The organism is Planctomycetia bacterium, assembly GCA_015200345.1.
GTDB lineage: Bacteria > Planctomycetota > Phycisphaerae > UBA1845 > UTPLA1 > PLA3.
Map to the genome: position 1 here is coordinate 2,730,070 of CP054187.1, position 16,898 is coordinate 2,746,967.

12 protein-coding genes are annotated in these 16,898 nt (G+C 64.9%); 4 read left to right on the forward strand and 8 right to left on the reverse strand.

Annotated features, from left to right (window positions below):
- Positions 1-120: 120 nt before the first annotated feature.
- Positions 121-1,992, reverse strand: a complete 1,872-nt coding sequence (locus HRU71_11185; GenBank protein QOJ04008.1) for a flagellar basal body P-ring protein FlgI — start codon at positions 1,990-1,992, stop codon at positions 121-123.
- A gap of 87 nt (positions 1,993-2,079) precedes the next feature.
- The gene (locus HRU71_11190) at positions 2,080-3,057 is read right to left on the reverse strand and encodes a serine acetyltransferase (protein ID QOJ04009.1); all 978 of its coding nucleotides are present in this window, start codon (positions 3,055-3,057) and stop codon (positions 2,080-2,082) included.
- Between the two features lie 232 nt (positions 3,058-3,289).
- Here HRU71_11190 and HRU71_11195 point away from each other — a divergent pair, with 232 nt between their 5' ends.
- Both HRU71_11195 and HRU71_11200 read left to right on the forward strand, forming a co-directional pair.
- Entirely contained in the window at positions 3,290-4,594 is a 1,305-nt protein-coding gene (locus HRU71_11195) for an adenylosuccinate synthase (protein ID QOJ04010.1), read from the forward strand.
- A 213-nt stretch (positions 4,595-4,807) separates the two neighbouring features.
- Positions 4,808-5,566 carry an isoprenyl transferase gene (locus tag HRU71_11200; GenBank protein ID QOJ04998.1) on the forward strand — a complete coding sequence of 253 codons (759 nt, stop codon included), beginning with the start codon at positions 4,808-4,810 and terminating at the stop codon, positions 5,564-5,566.
- A gap of 6 nt (positions 5,567-5,572) precedes the next feature.
- On the opposite strand, the gene HRU71_11205 is transcribed toward HRU71_11200, so the two are convergent.
- Positions 5,573-6,814, reverse strand: coding sequence for a tyrosine--tRNA ligase (locus tag HRU71_11205; GenBank protein QOJ04011.1), 1,242 nt, complete (start codon positions 6,812-6,814; stop codon positions 5,573-5,575).
- A gap of 210 nt (positions 6,815-7,024) precedes the next feature.
- Between HRU71_11205 and HRU71_11210 the strand changes: the two genes are divergently transcribed.
- The gene (locus HRU71_11210) at positions 7,025-7,405 is read left to right on the forward strand and encodes a hypothetical protein (GenBank protein QOJ04012.1); all 381 of its coding nucleotides are present in this window, start codon (positions 7,025-7,027) and stop codon (positions 7,403-7,405) included.
- On the opposite strand, the gene HRU71_11215 is transcribed toward HRU71_11210, so the two are convergent.
- From HRU71_11215 to HRU71_11225, 3 genes are read right to left on the reverse strand one after another with little or no spacing between them, the layout of a single operon-like run.
- Complete coding sequence (locus HRU71_11215) at positions 7,311-8,420, reverse strand: hypothetical protein (GenBank protein ID QOJ04013.1); 1,110 nt, start codon at positions 8,418-8,420, stop codon at positions 7,311-7,313. The genes HRU71_11210 and HRU71_11215 overlap by 95 nt on opposite strands.
- Positions 8,421-8,479: 59 nt before the next feature.
- The gene (truB, locus tag HRU71_11220) at positions 8,480-9,223 is read right to left on the reverse strand and encodes a tRNA pseudouridine(55) synthase TruB (GenBank protein QOJ04014.1); all 744 of its coding nucleotides are present in this window, start codon (positions 9,221-9,223) and stop codon (positions 8,480-8,482) included.
- 12 nt (positions 9,224-9,235) lie between these two features.
- Complete coding sequence (locus HRU71_11225) at positions 9,236-11,389, reverse strand: tetratricopeptide repeat protein (protein QOJ04015.1); 2,154 nt, start codon at positions 11,387-11,389, stop codon at positions 9,236-9,238.
- Between the two features lie 327 nt (positions 11,390-11,716).
- On the opposite strand from HRU71_11225, the gene HRU71_11230 reads away from it, so the two are divergent.
- A complete protein-coding gene (locus tag HRU71_11230) occupies positions 11,717-13,588 on the forward strand; it encodes a radical SAM protein (protein ID QOJ04016.1) in 1,872 nt (623 codons plus the stop codon).
- A 71-nt stretch (positions 13,589-13,659) separates the two neighbouring features.
- Here HRU71_11230 and HRU71_11235 read toward each other — a convergent pair whose 3' ends face one another.
- Together HRU71_11235 and HRU71_11240 are read right to left on the reverse strand one after the other, a co-directional pair.
- Entirely contained in the window at positions 13,660-14,949 is a 1,290-nt protein-coding gene (locus HRU71_11235) for a hypothetical protein (protein QOJ04017.1), read from the reverse strand.
- Positions 14,939-16,783: a hypothetical protein gene (locus HRU71_11240; protein QOJ04018.1), complete on the reverse strand. Its 1,845-nt coding sequence runs from the start codon at positions 16,781-16,783 to the stop codon at positions 14,939-14,941. The genes HRU71_11235 and HRU71_11240 overlap by 11 nt, the downstream gene beginning before the upstream one ends.
- Between the last annotated feature and the right edge of the window lie 115 nt (positions 16,784-16,898).

The following is a 16,898-nucleotide window of genomic DNA, read 5'->3' on the forward strand; positions in this document are numbered from 1 at the left end:
GGCGGGCAGGAATCGAATACACGGGCGGTTTCAAACTCGCTCGATTCGTGCACGATGGCCGCCCGGCATGGCCCATTTAGCCGGCGAATAGGGTCGCCGGCCTTCGAGGCCCGCGCGCGATCAATACTCCGATTCCGGGCGCTCTTCCTCGCGTCGGCCTTCCTCTTCCTCGCGCGTCATCTCCTCGGTCACGAATCGCCCCGGGATGCTGCCCTGCCGCGTGAACGTATTCAGAATATCGACGATCTCCGAATACGGCACGGCCAGCCCGCGCACCTCGCCGCTCTCGCTGAATTGCGTCGCATCGCCGAGGAACGCGACCAGTTCCCCCACGTTCAGCGATGCCTTCAGCGGCGGCGAGTTCGCGCCGGTGCGCTTGTTCTTGTACAGCACGGTCAGGTGATCATCGCCCTGCTGTGCCGTGATCGTCGTCAGAAGACGACGTTTGTCGTTGCGCTGCCCGTCGGGAAAAATCACCGGCGGCTGGCAGCGCATCTGCGTACCGAAGATCGCGACAACCGGCTGATTCAACCGTTGCACGTAAATCAGATTCGCGCCACCGCTGTCGATCACGTCAAGAATCAGATTGTCCTGATCGAGCACGCGCCGGGTAATGGACGGGTGCGGTCGACGGCGCAGGCCCAGGTATGCACGGATGCGCACTTCCTCGTTGCTATCGCCCGTCAGCTCGCGCAGCGCTTCGCCCGCGGCGTGCATGTTCGTCGCGTAGCCCAGCTCGTCGATCGCCTGAAGGCGGAACCGGCTCTGCGGGTCCTTGGCGTGGCGCACCACCACATCGGTGCCGCCGTTGTCACCCATGCGCATTCCCGTTCGCCCGGCAAAGTAATTTGTCTCCGGCATCGGATGCTGATACAGCTCGCGGATGTCGTCCAACGCGACTTTGCCGATCGATTCCCAGGCCAGCCCGATCGACTCGAACTCCGCGTCAGGATGAACAATCTCCGCGGCCAGTTCCTTCGACCGCTTCTCCAGCAACGCCGGGTTGCCGTTCAGCGTCGTGTGAACAACCTGTTCCAGGAATATGCGCTTGCGCTCGGCGAACTCGTCGGGAATGGTCAGATCGACACGCCCGGGGCTGATCGCATTGGCCACCTGCTTCAGCCCGCCCCAGCGACCGTTCAGACGCGTCACGATCTGCTGCGCGACGCTGTAGCTTGGATCGTTCAGGGTCAGCCGTACCGTGCGAGGCTCCTTCACCTGTCCGCCGCCCAGCACAAAGCCTTGCCGTAGATCGACTTTGTCCGTCGGCAACCCCTGTCGATCGAATGGACTCACCAGCAACGGTCCGCTCGCCGTGGCCAGCGTCTTGCCCTCGATCACGCCGGAGGGCGAATCCGCGTATAGCTTCAAATCACACAGTACCAGGCGACCGCCGACCAGTGACTTGGCCTCCGACCCCAGTGCCCGGATCACGACATCAAACCGATCCCCTTTTTTCGCCGCGGCCGGAATCAGCCCCGTCACCTCCACCATGCAACTGTTCAGGTCTTCAAACAGCGCACCGGCCGGAAGACCGGGCATGCCGACCTCCTGTCGCCGACGCACTTCCTTGGTGATGTAATTCTTGACAACTTCCGGCCCGTCTCGTCCGCCCGTATCGACAAGATCAATCACGAGGCCGTAACCGCGGACCTGCGTCAGACGCAGCCCGTCGATGGTCACCAGCGGGCCGATCGTTCCCTCCAGCGCCTTGGTCTTTGCCGCCGGCGAGGGCATGGCCGCCGGCTGTTCGCGCTTGTCGCGCTTGAAACTCTCGATGAACTGCTCCCACTCGCCCTGGGCGCAACCACCCGCGCTGGCCAGCGCGATCAGCCCCACCGACCAGGCAACCGTTAATGCAGCCAGCCCTGTCGGAATTCGGCGCAGGGTATCCGGAGCAGAGAATCGTGTTCTGTATGCGGGTCTCATCTTCATGTGATCGACCGTCAGGCAGGTTACACTCGCGGGCAAAGCCCGTTCGCTGGGAGCCATCAGCCGATCCTATACCACATCATGATTTGGATCGGTTTCGGTTTGCCTTCTCGTTGATCCAATGATTAATGGCTAATGGCCAAAAGCTCAAATTGAAAAATCATGCGCCGGGCCGCCGGATGCCTGCTTTGGCGGACGCAGCGTCGTCTCCGGCGGGCGCACGACCACCGTGCAGCCGGCCGGGATGCTCGCGGTGATGAACGTCGAGCCGCCAATGGTGCTGCCTTCGCCCAGGACCGTGTCGCCACCGAGGATGATCGCGTTCGCGTAAATCGTCACGCCGTCCTTCACCGTCGGGTGGCGCTTGTAGCCGCGGACCATCCGGCCGCGCTCGTCCTTCAGGAACGACAGCGCCCCGAGCGTGACGCCCTGATAGACCTTCACGTTGTCGCCGATGTCGGCCGTCTCGCCGATGACGACGCCGGTGCCATGGTCGATGAAGAAGCTGCGGCCGATCCGCGCGCCGGGATGAATGTCGATACCTGTCTGTTTGTGCGCCCATTCGCTCATGGTGCGCGGCATCACCGGCACGCCAAGATCGTGCAGCGCGTGAGCGTAGCGATAGACCGTCACCGCCAGCACCCCGGGGTAGGTGAGGATGATCTCGTCGAAACTGGTCGACGCCGGATCGCCGTCGTAGGCCGCCTGCACGTCCATCGCCAGTATTGCGCGAACGTCGGGGATGCTTTCAAGCAGCCGCACCGTCAGCTCGCGAGCCTTGGCATCAAACGGCAACGCCTGCTCCGTGCTGCCGGCCGGATCGTACTTGCCCTCGATCTCGTTCTGGTGGCACAGCGAGCGAAAGACCTGCATGTACAACCGCTGGCCCAGGCGCGGGAGCAATTCGCCGACGTGGTACGTGATGTTCGACTTGGACAAATCCTGCCGGCCGATGTAACCGGGATAGGAAACCTCCAGCAGCAGTTCGACGATGTGGACGATTTCCTTCGTGCTGGGCAGATACCCCCGGCCGATGTGACTGATGCGCGCATCGGCCAGATAGCTCTTCACGATGCGGTCGAGCAGGGCGGGCAGTTTATCGTCGATGTCAAATTCGCCGAGCATGGGGAGCAGAGATCCGTGGTCAGTTGTTGATGGTCAGTGACCGCAGGTTATCGGTGGATCATTGAGCCGGCGGGTTTGTCCGCCGTTGGCGCCGCGTTAGAAGATCATACGCCGGCCAACGGGTTGCTACTACGTCCCAGTATGCAGCTTTTCAGAACTTCTTAGACCACGTATAAATAGCCCGGCGAAGAACGATTCACGTGAATCGTCAATCACCGAACGGCGCTCCATCATGGACTTTCACTCCCTCGGCAACACCAGCGTCGTCGGCCTGCAATGGGGCGATGAGGGCAAGGGCAAGATCGTCGATCTGCTCACCGAGCATTTTGACGTCGTCGTGCGCTATGCCGGCGGGGCCAATGCGGGCCATACCGTCCGCGTCGGCAGTGAGAAATTCGCCCTGCATCTCGTCCCCAGCGGCATCCTGCGGCCCGGCGTGCTGAACATCATCGGCCCCGGCGTCGTACTGGACATCGAGATTCTCTGCGGCGAACTCGACGCCCTGCGGCAGCGCGGCGTCGCCGTCGGCGACAACCTGCAAATCAGCACGCGAGCGCACCTCGTCATGCCCTGGCACAAAAAACAGGACCGCCTCTCCGAAGCCGGCCTGGCCGACAAGAAGCTCGGCACAACGGCCAAGGGCATCGGCCCGTGTTACGCCGAGAAGATGTTGCGCAGCAACGCGCTGCGCGCGGGGGACTTGGCCGATGGCGCGGCGTTTCGGGAGAACGTCTCGCGCATCTGCGAGGAGCGCAATCGGCTCTTTGCCGCGATGTACGGCGACCGCGAGCCGATGGATGCGAAACAAATCGCTGACTTGTATCTCGAACTCGGCGCACGGCTTGCCCCGCATCTGCGCGACACGACGCTCACCTTGCACGATGCCATCGCGCGAAGCGATCGCGTTTTGTTTGAAGGCGCGCAGGGCAGCCTGCTCGACATCGACCACGGCACGTTTCCGTTCGTCACCAGCAGCACCTGCACGGCGGCCGGCGTCGCAGCCGGCGCAGGCGTGCGGCCGACGGCGATACGCAACTACATCGGCGTCATGAAGGCGTACACGACGCGCGTCGGAAGCGGACCGTTCCCCACGGAGCAGGACAACGCGACGGGCAATCTCATCCGCGAACGGGGTCACGAATACGGCACGACGACCGGCCGACCGCGCCGCTGCGGCTGGTTCGACGCCTTCGCCACCAAGTACAGCGTCGATTTGTGCGGCATCACGCAACTGGTGATCATGCATCTGGACACGCTTGGCGCGCTGCCGGAGGTGAAGATTTGCACGGGGTATCTCCATCGCGGGCAGCCGCTGAAGATTTTTTCACCGGACATCAACGTGTTGAACGAAGTCGAGCCGGTCTATGAAACGCTGGCTGGCTGGCCGGGTGATTTAAGCGGCGTGAAAGCGCATGGCGATCTGCCGGCGGCGGCGCGCGCGTATTTGGACCGCCTTGAAGAATTGCTCGGCGTGCCGATCACGCTGGTGAGCATCGGCGCCGAACGCACGGCGACGCTGCACCGCGGACCGTATTAGAACTGGTTTCAAAACGCCTCCCCCCCTTGGGGGAGAGGTTGGGTGAGGGGGAAAGTAGTTCAACCGAAAGGATTCACCCTTACCCCGAACCTCTCCCTGAAAGGGAGAGGGGGTTTTGAAACAGCTTGTAGCGATTAACCTGTGGCACGGGCGTCTCGCTTGCGGTTCACCGGCGGGGCGCCGATGCCGCATTCTTGGACGTTTCACCTGACGATGGCCACGGCCGAAAAACTCGATCCGCAGATTGAACTCGGCATCCCGCGCGAGCGCCTGCCGCGGCACGTCGCCATCATCATGGACGGCAACGGCCGCTGGGCGCAGCAGCGCGGCCAGAAGCGCGTGGCGGGGCACGAGGCCGGCGCGGAGAACGTTCGCGAGATCGTCACGCACTGCGCCCGGCTGGGCGTGCAGTGCCTGACGTTGTACAGCTTCAGCGCCGAGAACTGGTCCCGCCCGCTGGACGAGATCGCCCACCTGATGCGCTTGTACGTGAAGTATCTGATCCGCGAGCGCGGCGAGATCATGGACAACGACATTCGGCTGGTTCAAATCGGCCGCCGCGAGGGCTTGCCCGGCGAAGTCCTGCATGAACTCGACGAGACGGCGAATCTCTCGGCGCGGAACAAGGGCATGACGCTCTGCCTGGCGCTGAATTACGGCTCGCGGCTGGAAATCGTTGATGCGGTGCGTCGACTCGCCGCCGACGTGCGCGACGGCCGGCGCCGCCCTGAAGACATCGACGAAGCCGCCATCGGCAACGTCCTCTACACGAGCGGCCTGCCTGATCCCGATCTGCTGATTCGCACGGCCGGCGAGATGCGCGTGAGCAATTTTCTGCTCTGGCAGATCAGCTACGCCGAACTGTACGTCACGCCCGTGCTCTGGCCCGATTTTCACGTGAAGGATTTGAACGACGCGATCCGTGATTACGCCCGGCGCGATCGCCGCTTTGGCGGATTGCGACATGAATGAGGCACTTCAGGACAGCGCGATCCGCGCGGCCCGCCGCTTGCCCACCTGCACCAGCATCCCATCCGCCGGCGTCACCGTCGCCTTCGGATCCTCCACGCGCTGCTGATTCACCAGCACGCCGCCGCCCTGCACCAGCCGTCGGCCCTCGCTCGTGCTCGGCGCCAAGTCCAGCAGCTTCAGCAGCTTCGGCAGCCAGATCGTCCCGTCTGCCTCGCACTCGCTCCGCGCCACGGTCACCGTCGGGAGATCGTCCCGCAGACCGCCCTCGACCATGACCTGCTGCCAGAGCCGCTCCTCACGATCGGCCGTCGCCGCGTCATAAAACGTCGTGACAATCGTCTTAGCAAGCAGCACTTTCGCGTCGCGCGGGTGCGTCCGAGCCGGATCGGTCAGCTCCTTGATCCGCTCGGTCGGCAGCGTCGTCAGAAGCGTGTACCACTCCGGCATCAGGGCATCGCCGATGCTCATCGTCTTGCCGAACATCTCCTTCGGCGAATCGGTCACGCCGATGTAATTGCCCAGCGACTTGCTCATCTTCTCGTGGCCGTCCAGCCCGCGAAGGATCGGCATGATCACGACCATCTGCGGCCGTTTGCCGTACGCGGCCATGAGATCCCGCCCGACGAGATTGTTGAACGTCTGATCGGTGCCGCCCAGCTCCACGTCGGCGTCGATCGCCACCGAATCGTACGCCTGCATCAGCGGGTACATCAGCTCGGTCATGATGATCGGCACGCCTTCGCGCAGACGCAGCTTGAAATTCTCGCGCTGCTCCATCTGTTGCAGCGTCATGTGGCTGGTCAGCCGAAGAACGTCGGCAAAAGTCAATTTCGCCAGCCACTCGCTGTTGTAGCGAATCTCCAGCTTCGCCGGGTCCGTGTCCAGCACCTTGCCGGCCTGCTGGAAGTACGTCTCGGCGTTTCTCTTGATCGTCTCCTCGTCAAGCATCGGACGCGCCTTGGTCTTGCCCGACGGATCGCCGATCCGCGCGGTGTAATCGCCGATGATGAGCACGGCGCGATGGCCCAGGTCCTGGAACTGCCGCATCTTGCGCAGCACCACGGTGTGGCCCAGGTGAATGTCCGGCGCGGTCGGGTCCATGCCGAGCTTGATGCGCAGCGGTTTGCCGGATTCCGCCGCGCTCGCAAGGCGATCGCGCAGCTCGGACGGCTTCTCGCCGTAGATGTGTTCGCAGCCGCGCTGCAACTCGGCGAACTGCTGGTCAAAATCCGTTTTCGAATCGGGCACGGGGTTGTTCCCAGGTTGAGTGCGCTGTTCGGTCTTCTCGCCGCGGCACGATGGACCACCAAGCGCGACAGAGGGCACAGATGGTAATGAATCAAACGTGAACATTCCAATGGCGCCATGCCTCGATACGAAACCGCCACACGTTCTGGTGCGGTTGACGTTGCACCGTTTGGCATGGCTCGCCGTGGGTCGTACGATGGCGTCACGGCTATGTACCGCAAACTCCTTTTCGCCTACGCGGGGATCGCCGTCGCCCTGATCGTCACGAGCGCCGTGACGACGGCGCGCGCCAAGCGCGTCAGTGGCGACGACCATTACCTTTTCACCCAGACCTCGATTTTCGTCAACGAGCCGGTTCCGCCCGCGAACGAAACCGATGCCGCCCTCGATGCGGCCTTCGCCGAGGACGACGACGAGGAGGCCGCCGCCGACGCCGGCACGTTGCTCATCGCCCGGCCGATGTTCGTGCTGGGCTTTCTCGACGTGACCGGTCCATTCACCGTGCTGGGGGGCGCGGCGCTGGCTGCTGGCGCGCTGGTTCGCCGTCGCCGCCGGGCGCGGACTGCGCCGGCGGAGGTTTCTCAATCGTGATGCGTTCCGCGCTGGCGCGCCAGCCTTCGTCGGCTTCGCGCCCGATGCGGAGCAACGCCTGAAACGCCGCGTCGTGTTCGAGTAGGCGCGCAGCCGCCCGGCCCAGCGCCGCTTCGCACCGGGTGACGCGTGCAAGCGGGCATCCGAGTTCCTGCGCCAGCCGCCGAAGCGGCGTGCGCGAGGCTTCGTTGGGCACGCCGAGGCGCTCGGCCGCGCAGCGGCGGATCAGCGCGCGGTCGGCAATGCTTCGTCGCGGTCGCTGCGATTCCATCGCCACGGCCCGCTCCAGCGCCAACTCGATTCGTTGGCGAATCAGATCGCCGATGGTGAGGAACTCGCCGTTTGCATGCGGCGTCGCTCGAATCGTTTCGCGACGGTGGATGGGATGCGGCGCACCGTCGTGAAAATTCAGCGGGACCACGCGAGGCAGCGCGTCGTCCGTCGACGAATCCAGACGGACGACGCCTTTTGCCGGATCGAGCGCGTTGTCCGCCGCGCGCCGCGAGGCGTCGCGCCGGCGGCGCTGGGTCACGAACGGCACGCGGATCAGCGGTCCGGATTCGTGCCGATATCGACTCATGGCGAAATGGATCCGCGCCATGGCGTACGACGCGAAGACCCCATGCCGCGCCGGGTCGTGCGAGCGGATCGCTTCGGCCAGCGCCAGGTACCCCTCCTGCACCATGTCCGCCCGCTCCGGCGGAAAATCCGGCCGCGTTCCGAACGTCCGTTTCAGCGTCAGGTGGACAAGGGGCGAATGCCGCTCCACAAGCGACCGCTGCGACGCGCTTAAACCGGTCAGCGGAACCGTCGACGAAGGATCGCGCCGATCGTTGTGATGCAAGCCGCGCGAGCAGCGCGATTCAAGCGGACCGCGTCGTCTGACCGAGTCGATCGCCACGTGCGCGCCGCGTGCGGGCTTGCCGCCGGGGTGATGTTTCGCCCTGCGCGACGAAGCCCGGCGGGAGCCTTCGGCGTGAGCGATGGGTTTGCCGGATTCTGCAGATTGGGACATACCCTAACATATACCAAACTTCTACCGGCGTCAAGGACACCCCGCTTGATGGAGGCCGATCATCCGTCCGAAGCGTCAAGACTTGTCACCAGTGCCGCACGCACTGCCTGCGGGTCGCTGCGCGTCAGATCGACCGAACCCTTGATCTCAAATGGACCTACGGCCGTGCGCGTCAGCGATTCACAGATCGCACCGCAACCCAGGGTGACGCCCAAGTCGCGCGCGATCGCCCGGATGTACGTCCCGCGGCCGCAGGCGATGTCCAGTTCCAGCCGCGGCCAGGCATACGCGAGCACGTCGATCGCATCGATGCGGATCACGCGCGGTTCGTGCCGCACCGTCTCGCCCGCTTTCACGCGCTGGTAGCTGAATCGCCCGCCGACGCGCATCGCGCTGTAGTCCGGCGGCGTCTGCATCACGTCGCCGCGCATCGCCGATACGGCCGCGTCGATGGCTGCGCGTGGGGGCGGCTGCGCCCCGGGCACCTCGCGAAACGGCTGCTCCGGATCGAATGTCTCATTGGTGACACCCAGCCGCAGCGTTGTGCGGTAGCGCTTGGGCATCGCCATGATGCGCTCCACCCAGCGCGTCGCGCCACCAACGCACGCCACGATCACGCCGTCGGCGAAGGGGTCCAGCGTCCCGGCGTGCCCGATCTTGCGCAGCCCGAAGATCGGCCGCAGGCGGTAGACGTATTTCGCGCTGGTCCAGCCGCGCGGCTTGTAGAGATTCACGACGCCGCACGGCTCCGGCGGACCGCCCGGCGATTTCGTCGTTTGCGATTGTGATGTTCTCGAAACCATGACGAAGCCATTCTACGGGACGGGGCGGGTCGTCGCCCGCGCGGCCGCGACCTCCAGCGCGCGAAGCAGGCGCCGTACGTCCTCCCGTTCCGGATCGCGATCCAGCAGCGCGCGGGCCTCGTCGCGCGCGTCGTCGATTCGGCCGAGTCGGGCCAGCACCGACAGACGCAGCATCTGTGCCGGCGCACGCGGCGGGTGATGTCGCGCGAGCGCGTCGAGCTGCTCGAGCGCCTCGACCGGCCGGCCGCGGTTGAATTCCAGGATCGCCAGATTGAGCCGCGCTTCTTCGTGCTTCGGATCGGTCGCCAGCGCCGCGCGGTACGCCGCCGCCGCGTCCTCCTCGCGACCCAACTCCAGCAACGTGTTGCCGTAGTTCACGCGACCATCGACCATCTCCGGCTCGTCGCGCAACGCTTCCTCAAACAACGGCAGCGCGCCGGCCGCGCGGCCCGTCCGCGCGAGGACGCCCGCGAGACCCGCGCGCGCCCGCGCGTCGCGGTCGTCCAGTTCCAGCGCGCGACGATAAGCCGACTCGGCATCGTCCAGCCGACCGGCATCGATCAGGACCGCGGCCCGCGCGCGAAGCGGCGCGGATTCGCCGGGCGCCAGTGCCGCAGCGCGATCGGCCGCCTCCAGCGCCGCTTCCGATTTTCCGGCTCGGCGCTGAAGATCGGACAGAATGAGCCATGCGTCGGCCGACGATGGATCGGTGACCACGGCCCGCTGCGCGTCGCGCAACGCTTCGATTGGCCGGCCCGTCGCCGCCAGCGCGGAAGCATGATTGGCCAGTCCGATCGCAGACGGTTGTCGATGGATCGCCTGGCCGACGTTGCACACCAGCGCCAAGGCGATCGCGGCGACGCAGGCGGCTGGCCGCATCGCGCGCGACGGCGTCGCGATCGCCGGGTCTCGATTGCGCCGACCCGGGTTCAGGATGGTCAGAAGGCCCGCGGCCGCGAAGCCGATCAGCACGGGGATCATGGGAAAGCGATACCGCCCGAAGACCACGAACGCCATAAGTGTCGCCGCCGTGGCAAGCCCCCACAGGTACAGCGGCCACACTTCGCGCGCGCGATGCGCCGTGCTGAAGATCCCCAGCACCGCCAGCGGCACGAGCACGCCGAAGTGAAAGAACCGGTCGAGCCATCGCAGCACCGAACTGTGTTCGATGTAGACGTAGTAATCCTCCGCATCCATCCACTCCGTCGCGCCAAGCGTCATGAGCACCTTGCGGCCCAGCAGCTTCACCCAGCCGCCGGGGTTCCCGCGGATTCGTTCGACGGCCTGCGCGAAGTAATAATCCGACACCTCGCCCGGTGAGAGCGATCGGCCCAGCGCCCGCTCGGCTGCGCGCGTCCATTCGCGTTGTTCGTATTCGCCGCTGCCGCGCCCCAGGCGCAGCGATTGATACGTTCCGCGGCCGCCGGGATCGTTGCCCATGGCAAAGTTCTGCCCCAGATTCGGCGTGGTCAGCACCCATTCGCCGGTCACGACGCGATTGCGAATCACCCACGGCGCGAGGACGAGCACGATCGCCGCCGCGCCGGCAATCCCGAATGCCGCGGTTCCGGCACGGGGAGACGGGACCGCCGGCGTCTGCGGCGCACGCCGGCCGAAGAGTAGAAACGCGGGCACGATCGGCGCCGCCAGCATCAGCGCCTGTTGAACGTGAATGAGCAGTCCCATCAGCGCGCCGCACAGCAGCGCGCGGGTCACGGTCGGCCGCTCGCGCCAAAGCGCCATGGCCCACCACAGCGCCGCGACGAGAAACATGCCGAGGCTGGTTTTCTGAATCAACAGGTCAAAAAAGATTGCCGGCGGATAGAGCGCGAGCAGGAGCGCGGCGACGAGACCGGCGCGATGCGAGAACCACCGGCTCATGCCGCGATACAGAAGCAGGCATGACAGTCCGCCCAGCGCCATTTGCACAGCGCGTGGAAAGAGTAAACTGTCTCCCAATGCGCCGCGCATCGCCGCAAGAAAGTAAGCGTACAGGGGCGCATGGACGAACTCGCGCGGACAGGCCCATTGTCCCGATGCAATCGCTCGAGCGCAGTCCTCGTACACACGTCCGTCGGAGATCGTGTGATTCATGAAACCCAGATCGCGAAGCTGATGCAGGGACACCATTCGCGCGGCCAACGCGACGAGGAGGATTCCGAACAAGGCGGCAATCTTCCGGAGCGCGGCCCGCTGCCGAGACGCGTCGGGGTCGACTGGGGTCGGTTGGGTCTCACTGGAAGTCATGAGCAGCCAAGCATAAGGCAGGGTTTGCAGTTTCCTTGCGAGGTGATTCCCGCTTTCGAATACTTGAGAGATCACGCTGGACGCTTGAATAACCGCTTTTCGCAACAAAAAACTGCTATTTCCGATCAGGGCCGAGTATGCTATGCTTCCGGGCGATTCGGGATCGGCTGCGGGCGCGGGGCGATTCGGTCTTTGGGCTGAATTGTTAACGGCCGATAACCTTATGGGACAACTGGAGAAACGCGAGTGGAACTTCCAAGACGCGAACGCGGAGAAGAGCTGTTACCCCGTGGCGCCTTAACCGATCTGCGCCGCCGACTTCGCCTGATCGCTCCCCAGCATGATCTGACGAGCGTCGTGGCCTGCGCCTTCGACCATCGAACGCGCATGCTGCCGTTCATTTACGCCGACATGCGGATGGCGCCGGCCGGCGTTCGCGCGGTCGGGTCCGCCATGGCGGACGCCGGCTTCAACAAGACGCGCATCGTACTGCAACAGTGGAATAAAAAGTTCCGCCCGTCGCTGATGCGGCTGGATGGTCGCATCCCCGACTTGTTCATGGTATCGTCGATGCAGATTCACACGGCGGCGCTCAAGGACCTGTTGCGCGACGCCTGCCGGATCGAGGAATCGAATCGACCGCTGATCATCGCCGGCGGCGCGAAGACGATCTACGAGCCGTGGGACGTGTTCAGCACCGACGCGGCCGACCCGTGGGGGGCCGATGTCGCGGTGACGGGCGAGGAGTATGTGCTGTTGAGCCTGCTGGAGGTGGTGCTGTCGGTTCGGAAGCCGGGCACGTCGCTTCGGGCCGCGTTTCTGCGGGCAAAAGAAGACGGATTGCTTGATACGATCCCCGGCCTCGTGTACCCGCAGATCGATTCCGCGACCGGGCGCACCGAGCAACTCATCGACACCGGCATTCAGCAGCTCGTCGGCGATCTCGACGAACTGCCCGATCCGGTCCACGGTTATCGCCTCCTGGAGCCGCCGAGCAACGCCGCGACGCTGGGGATGAAGGCGCTGCCGGCCAGCAGCGTGCGGCGCTATTCGCCGATCGCCTCGCTGGTGCTCACGTTCGGCTGCAAGTTCGCCTGCCAGTATTGCCCGATCCCGGCGTACAACCAGCGGCAGCATCGGCTCAAGAGCGGCGAACGCATCGCCGAGGAGTTCCACCGGCTGCACAGCGAGTTCGGCCTGCGTTATTTCTTCGGGGCCGATGACAACTTCTTCAATCACAAAGAGCGCACCCTGGAGATCATCCAGACCCTGGCCCGGCGCGAGTTCAACGGCCAGCGCGTGCGCAAGGTCATCCGCTGGGGCACCGAAGTCACGGTCCACGACACGCTGCTGCTGCGCGATCATTTGCCCGAAGTGCGCAACGCCGGCGTCCGCGCTCTGTGGCTCGGCGTCGAGGACTTGACAGCGACTCTTGTCAAGAAGGGCCAGAGCGTCGACAAGACCACCGAAGCGTTCCACCTGCTTCAACGGCACGGCATCTGTCCGATGCCGATGATGATGCACCACGATACGCAGCCGCTGTACACGCTCGGCAAACCCTACGGCCTGATCAACCAGGCCCGGCTGCTGCGCAAGGCCGGCGCGGTGAGCCTGCAAGTGCTGATGATCACGCCAGCGACGGGGTCCAAGCTGTACGAGGAAGCGTTCACCAGCGGCCTGGCCTACGACGAAGTCGGCGGGCGCAAGGTGGAGACGCACATGCTCGACGGGAACTACGTCGTCGCGTCGAACCACAAGCAGCCGTGGAAGAAACAGTTTAACATCCTCGCGGCGTACCTTTATTTCTATAATCCGCTAAGAATGCTCTGGGCGCTGGTCCGGCCCAAGAGCCGGCTCTACCTCGCCGACGCCGGAATGCAGTTCATCGGCATGTGGGGCCTGGGCCAGACCATCCGCCGCACGCTCGGCTGGGCGTTTCGACTCATGCGCGGCGGCATCCGCCGGCGCACGCGAATCCCCGCCAGCCTCATCCCCATGCGCGCCGTGAACGGCGAGGCCGCCAGCCATGCCCTGCCCGGCACGCCGCTGGGTGGCTTCGTGCAGTTGCAGGTGCACTTGCCGGGTAAAGCATCGCGCACGGCGCGGGCGTCAGCGTAGAGAAACGTCGAAACGTAATCACGCGCCAAACGCCCAAACAGGGCGTGCCGGCGTCAGGTCCGCAAGGGGGCTTATCGAAGTCTTTCGACGGGTTGGCTCGTCGGCGTGTTGCTGCGTTGATTTCCACGCGATTCGGCGTTGTCCCGCATGAACTCCGGCAGGCCGAACGAGCGACCCTGGCCGATGTGCTCGATCATTCGGAAGACAACGGGGTTGACCAGCGCGTCGACGCGCGGTCCGGGCATTCCAATCGCCTTGAAATCAATCAGCGATTGATCGCTGCGGTGGCACTCGGTGCAGGTTCGCGGCTGCTTGCGCCGCAGCGGATGGACCGCCGCCAGCAGCGAATCGCGCTCCGCTTGTGACAAACCCGTGTCCGGGCGCGGCGCAACGTCCACGGCCTGCGAAGTCGTCACGGCCTGGCTCGACGGCGAAGCGCCTGCGCCGATTCGCTCGGCCGCACGCCGCACCGCCTCCAGGTAGTTTCGCTTCGCTTGCTCTGTGTTCGGATGGCCGCGCAGAAGTTTCCCATCGCGATCGACGACGGCCAGCTTCGCGCCGTACTCCCCGCGGAAATGGCGCGGCAGTTCTTCCCTCGCGGCGTCCAATAGTTTCGCCATGGCAGGCGAACCGGGCCTCACGGCCGCGATGTGCCGCGCCAGCTCCTTCAGGCTGCGCGAGCCGCCGGCGGCATCGGCCGCCTGGTTCAACAGGTTGCCAAGTTGGTTGGCGCGATCCTGATCAAAGGATGGATCCGTGCGATGCGGGGTGGGCCTTTCCGCGCCGCGCGATTCGGCAGCCGTCGCGGCAAGCACCATTCCGTAAGCGTCGAGCAGGGCGGGCGTGCCGCGTGCCTGCCCGCTTTGCAGGTCGTACCACGCGAGCTTGAGCGGGGTGGGCTGATGATCGAAATGGCAGACGCCGCAGTGCATGGAGCTGGCGTGCATGTTGAGAAAGGCTCGCAGCTCCTTGTCGCGCGCGTGCGGCAGGGGGGCATGGCAGCCGCTGCGCGAGCAGTCGTTGTAGGCGTCGGGCGCGATCCATGAGTCGAGCCGGTGGTAATGCGCGAGCGGGGAGCGCGGGTGTTCGGCGGCATCGAGCGCGGCAAAGGCGCTTCGGCCTGCGGAGAGCGTCGCAGCGTCGAGTCGGGTCGGCAGGGCGGCGATTTGCGGAGGTGGGCCGGATTCGATGGCCAGCGAGACGATCAGGTAGCGAACGGCTGCAAAAGTGAGGTAGCCGATCAGGGCACCGAGCGCCAGCGCGTAAACGCGCGGAATCGTGCGTCGAAAGGCGCGCCACGATGCGGACGCGATGCGCCGCCACGGAATCCGACCGATCGAGGCGAGCCATTTAGACGGCATGGTGGCCCTCCTCGGGATGTTCGCCGGTCTCGGGGTGGGCGATGCCCAGTTCGCTCGCGATTTCGTGGATCAGGTCGGTGTGCTCTTCGACGAGCTTGGGAAGCGGGGTCTCGCCGGTGATCGTCGCGCGGGACAGCGGGAAAACCTTTGGCGAGAGAATGACGTTGTAAATGTGCAGGATGCCGACGTGGATGACCGCCAGAAACGCTTCGTACGTGTGCGCAATGCTCGCGATGTTGAAAACCCGGCCGCCAAAGAAATGCGAGCTGATCTGCTCGGCCCACAGGATCACGCCGGTGATGCCCAGCAGCATCGTCCCCCAGAAGACGCCGAGATACTCGAACTTCTCGGCCGGGCTGAACCGTCCGAACGACGGCCGGTCCTTTCGCAGGAAGAGCAGGTGCGCAAAGAGTTGCAGCGATTTCTTCGCGTCGTCCATCGAGATCCACATCGGCAGCCCGGTGAAAGCGGTGACCCACGGCGCGGGATGGCCGTTGGTCATGAGTTCCTGGGCGCGCTTGCGCAAGACAAAGAACACGTCGAGCATGTGCATGAGGAACCCGACGACGAGGGCGATGCCGGCCCAGTGGTGTGTCACGCGTGCCGCGCCCAGGCCTCCGAACAGCCCGATCAGCCAGGCTGCCCAGTCGCGGTCGGCGAACTTGAGCGGGAAGCCGGTGAGGACGAGCAGCACGAACAGCACCGTGAGAATCCAGTGCTGCACGCGGTGGCGGACTTTGAAGCGCACGAGCTGCTGGGCGCCGAGTGGGTGTTCCTCGATTTGTTTGACCAGCTTGATCAGTCGCGGGTCGCCGTGAGCGGTGCGCCCGATGACAATCTGCAACAGATCGAGCAGCACCAGCAGGGCCGACGGGCCGAAAGTGAGAATCGTCAGGACGATGAAGGTCGCGGCGATGGCGAACTCGAGCGTTCCCTGGGCCGCGGGCAGGTCGAGGTGCACGGCCATGTCGGCAATGGCGAGATCGGCGCCGGGGTGGCACTGCGTGCTGCGGCAGGAATCGGCGATCCTGGAATGATGGACGCTGGATCGCTCGTCGCGTTTGCCAAGCATGAGGTGGGCGTTTTCACCGGCGTTGACGTGGCACGAGAGGCAACTGGCGGTGGTTTCGTCGCCGAGCAGGGCGGCCTTGCCGTGGAAACTGCGGACGAAACTGGCAACGGACTGCGGGAGGCTGTGATCGGCGAGGACTTGCGGATCGCTGTGACAGACGGCGCAGACCTGGGCGAGTTCGAGCGTCGAGCGCGCGGGCTGCAAGCGCGAGGCGACGTGCCGCATGAAGTAGTGGATGTCGGTCGGCAGTTGCTGGCTGTGACAGACATCGCAGCGATCGAGCATGCGCTCGGACAGATCGGCGAAAGCGGGCACGGCGATGGTCGGATCGCGAAAGATCGGTTCATCGTGGCAATAGAGGCAGTTGGATTGCCCTTCGTTGAGGAGCGGTCCGCGGGCGAACGTGAGTTTGGCGAGCATATCCCGCGTATGCACGCTGCCTTCGAGCATGTCCGCGACGGCGGCATGGCTGAACGGCTGCTCGGTGCCGGCCGGCCCGGCGAGGTGGCATTGCGTGGCACAATTGACCGGCGTCACCGGTTTGTGCGGGATGGTGGTGACTTCGTCACGGGCGTGGCAGTCGGTGCAGGCCAGCCGCGCGTGCGGGCCTTTCATGTGCGTGGAGTAATCGGGATCGACAAAGTAGATGTGGGCACGACCGGTCTGCGGGTCGAGCCGGCTTAGCGCGCGATACTGGTGGCAAAGCAGACAGTTGTCGGGGTCGTCCGCATCGGCGGCGGGCAACGGGGCGCCGGCCGTCAACGCAACGATCAACCAAGGCAGCGCGCGACCACGAGGGATAGCACGGTGTTGAATCGGGGTGGCGGGGGAGCAGATGGCCATCAACCGCGAACGCCTCCGAGCAGGTTGCGTGCAA